The 3,439-nt window shown below is 65.4% G+C and carries 3 protein-coding genes; all 3 read right to left on the bottom strand.

Going from position 1 to position 3,439, the window contains the following annotated elements; genetic code table 11:
• Positions 1 to 550: 550 nt before the first annotated feature.
• The gene (gene murA, locus QH276_RS03305) at positions 551 to 1,810 is read right to left on the bottom strand and encodes a UDP-N-acetylglucosamine 1-carboxyvinyltransferase (protein ID WP_280396660.1); all 1,260 of its coding nucleotides are present in this window, start codon (positions 1,808 to 1,810) and stop codon (positions 551 to 553) included.
• A gap of 155 nt (positions 1,811 to 1,965) precedes the next feature.
• Positions 1,966 to 2,601, bottom strand: coding sequence for a cob(I)yrinic acid a,c-diamide adenosyltransferase (locus QH276_RS03300; RefSeq protein WP_280396661.1), 636 nt, complete (start codon positions 2,599 to 2,601; stop codon positions 1,966 to 1,968).
• Positions 2,602 to 2,683: 82 nt separating this feature from the next.
• Entirely contained in the window at positions 2,684 to 3,106 is a 423-nt protein-coding gene (locus tag QH276_RS03295) for a DUF2550 domain-containing protein (RefSeq protein WP_280396662.1), read from the bottom strand.
• Positions 3,107 to 3,439 lie beyond the last annotated feature (333 nt).

Here is a 3,439-nt window from a genome sequence, read left to right as displayed (position 1 = left end):
AGCGTTCGTCCTGAGCCAGGATCAAACTCTCCGTTGAAGACTCACAATCACACCCCGAAAGGGCGCAATCAAAAGTACAAACTAGAGTCCGAAAACCTAGCAAAACAATCGCCAGCTGGAATTTAGCTGACTCAAATGTTCGATCCTCCACACGGGGGTATGAAGAACCGAAACCAAATCAAATATTTGGCACTGACATTCATCAACACACTATTGAGTTCTCAAAGAACACACGCACACACTTCGACATCCGGGCTAGCCGGTGCTTCCGTGAGGCAACTTCTCAAGCTTAGCTCATCCGTTTTCCCGATTGCAAATCGGGGCTTCCGGCCGAGCCAGTGTGATCGCCAGGCGCTCCTCGTCCTACCTCGTTTCCCTGGTCCCTCCGGCTCGGCGTTTCCGCCTCGCTCCGGGCCCCGGGTCGGTGTCCGTGTCGCTCTGACTTGGATAAAGTTACGTGGCATCTAATTCGATGTCAAATCGCCTGGTCAGAGTGGGTAAATCGCGAAGCTTTCGTAATGCACCGACACACCCCGCAGCCCGGAAACTCTCATGCCGGCGTACCCACCCGTTCCACCTGAGCCCCGAGCGCCTGCAGCTTTTCCACGAAGGCCGGATATCCGCGATCGATGTGGAATACATCGTGGACCTCTGTGACCCCGTCGGCGACGAGTCCGGCCAGCACCAGTCCCGCGCCGGCACGAATATCGGACGACCAGACCGGCGCACTGGACAACCGCGGGATTCCACGGACCACGGCATGGTGCCCGTCGGTCCGGGCGTCGGCGCCCAGCCGGATCATCTCTTCGACGAACCGGAACCGTGCTTCGAATACGTTCTCCGTGATCATCGACGTACCGTCGGCGATCGATGCGAGCCCGATCGCCATCGGTTGCAGATCGGTCGGGAATCCCGGGAAGGGCAGGGTCGAGAAGTTCACCGCCCGCGGCCGGTCGGCCTGGATCACCCGGAAACCGTCCTGTTCGAACGAAATACGCGCGCCGGCCGAGCGCAGTTTGTCCAGGACCAGTGCCAGATGCTGTGGGTTCACTCCGCTCACCCGGACATCGCCCATCGTCATGGCCGCGGCGATACCCCAGGTCGCGGCGACGATACGGTCGCCGATCACCCGATGTGTGGTCGGCGAGAGCCGTTTGACGCCCTGGATGGTCAGCACCGACGTGCCGGCACCTCGGATACGAGCTCCCATCTGGGTGAGCATCGTGCACAGATCGACGATGTCGGGTTCCCGCGCGGCGTTGTCGATCACCGTCTCCCCTTGGGCGAGGACCGCGGCCATCAAGATGTTCTCGGTGGCACCCACCGAGGGGAAGTCGAGCCGGATCCGCGCGCCCTGCAGTTCGTCGGCGCGCGCCACGACACAGCCGTGCTCGATTTCGCTCGTCGCGCCCAGCAGGCGCAGGCCCGCCTGGTGCATATCGAGCGGACGCGAACCGATCGCGTCACCACCGGGCAGCGCGACCACCGCGCGTTTACACCGGGCCATCAACGGGCCGAGTACACAGACCGAGGCCCGGAACTGGGTCACCGCCGGAAAATCGGCGTGATATTTGGGTTCGGCCGGAGTGTCGATGGTGACGACGTCGCCGGTGATGGTGACATCGCAGCCGAGACCGCGCAGGACCTCCGCCATCAGGGGGACATCCAGGATATCCGGGCAGTTCGTGATGGTGGTGGTGCCTTCGGTGAGCAGGGCAGCGGCCATCAGCTTCAGGACGCTGTTCTTGGCGCCTCCGACCGAGACCTCACCGACCAGCCGGTTGCCGCCAGTTACCAAAAACCGTTCCATGCCGCCTCTCCGAGTATTCGGCGCACCAGTGAGTGCAAGGATAGAGCTCGGACGTGCGCGCGAGTACGTCGGTCGCGCGAATACGCCCGGGAGAAGAACCGGACACCGGCCCGCGGCCGGTCGATCCGGCCGTCACCGCCGGAACCGGTACCGCCTCAGGATCCCGACGACGTACCGGGATCCGATCCGGCCTCGTTACCGGCGGTCCCGTCGGTCTCCGTCCGGCCGCCGCCGGGCTGCCAGAGCACATCGCCCTCGGGGTTGGTGTAGCGGCTGAGGATGAACAACAGATCCGACAACCGGTTGAGGTATTTCGCCGGCAGCACACTCGTATCGCCGGGATGGGACTCCACCGCCGCCCACGCCGAGCGCTCGGCCCGGCGTACAACGGTGCGCGCGGTGTGCAACAGCGCGGCGAGCGGGGTACCGCCGGGCAGGATGAACGAATGTAGCGGCGCCAGTTCGGCATTGAATTCGTCACACCAGGTTTCCAGGCGTTCGATATAGGCCTCGGTGATGCGCAGCGGCGGATATTTCGGGTCCGGCACCACCGGCGTCGACAGATCCGCGCCGGCGTCGAAGAGATCGTTCTGGATACGGCGTAATACCGCCACCAGCTGGTCGCCGGGGTTGCCGAGCGCAATCGCCACACCGAGCGCCGCGTTCGCCTCGTCGCAGTCGGCATAGGCGACCAGCCGGGTATCGGTTTTGGCGACCCGGGAGAAGTCGCTGAGGCCGGTGGTCCCGTCGTCGCCGGTTCGGGTGTAGATCCGCGTCAGATGCACGCTCACAGGACCCACCCTAAACGCTCACCGCGGTACCGACCCGGTTACCGGTACTGCGCCTTCGCGCCGCCGGCCGCAGGTACGCCGGTCAGTGGCCGCGCAGTCGGCGGGCGCGTTCGGAAGGACGTGATTCGACCCACGACAGGAACGCGGTGAGGGCGGCGCGATCGAGCGCCAGTTCGTAATCCCCATTGCGATCCGATACACCGACCACCGAGATCTCGTCGGTCATGATGTCGTACTCGTCACCTCGTGGGCCGCGGCGATCACCGATCTCGATCCCGCGCCGCCGGATCACCGAATCGGCGCCGAGTTTGAGGCTGGTGAGTTTGAAGAAGACGAGATGATCCTCGTCGTAGCGGATGACGCCGTGGCGCCAGCGTTCCCCGCCCCGCGCGGGCAGTACGCGCAGAATGGCCGCAGTACCACCGCGCCGCAGCATGACCAGGCGGTATGTCGAAATAAGAGCTAGTGCGACCAGCACGACAACCAGAATGATCGCAAGCACCATTCCGGTCTGCAATGCCGCACATCCCTTCGCTCATCCGAGGCGATCGCCGGCTCGGCTCGGCCGATGCGCCCCTCGCCATTCAACCACGAACCAGTTTACAAATGGCACGCGGATGTCTCGGTAACACGAGGTCATCGAACCTGACGGGCTACGCGGGCCCCGAATGGGCGAGACACGAGAATCGGGGGGGGGGGGGGGGGGGGGGGGGGGGGGGGGGGGGGGGGGGGGGGGGGGGGGGGGGGTGGTGGTGTGGGGGGGGGGGGGGGGGGGGGGGGGGGGGGGGGGGGGGGGGGGGGGGGGGGGGGGGGGGGGGGGGGGGGGGGGGCGGGGGGG

This window comes from Nocardia carnea, from assembly GCF_029869215.1.
Lineage (GTDB): Bacteria > Actinomycetota > Actinomycetes > Mycobacteriales > Mycobacteriaceae > Nocardia > Nocardia carnea_B.
This window is presented reverse-complemented; position numbering and strand designations above follow the sequence as displayed.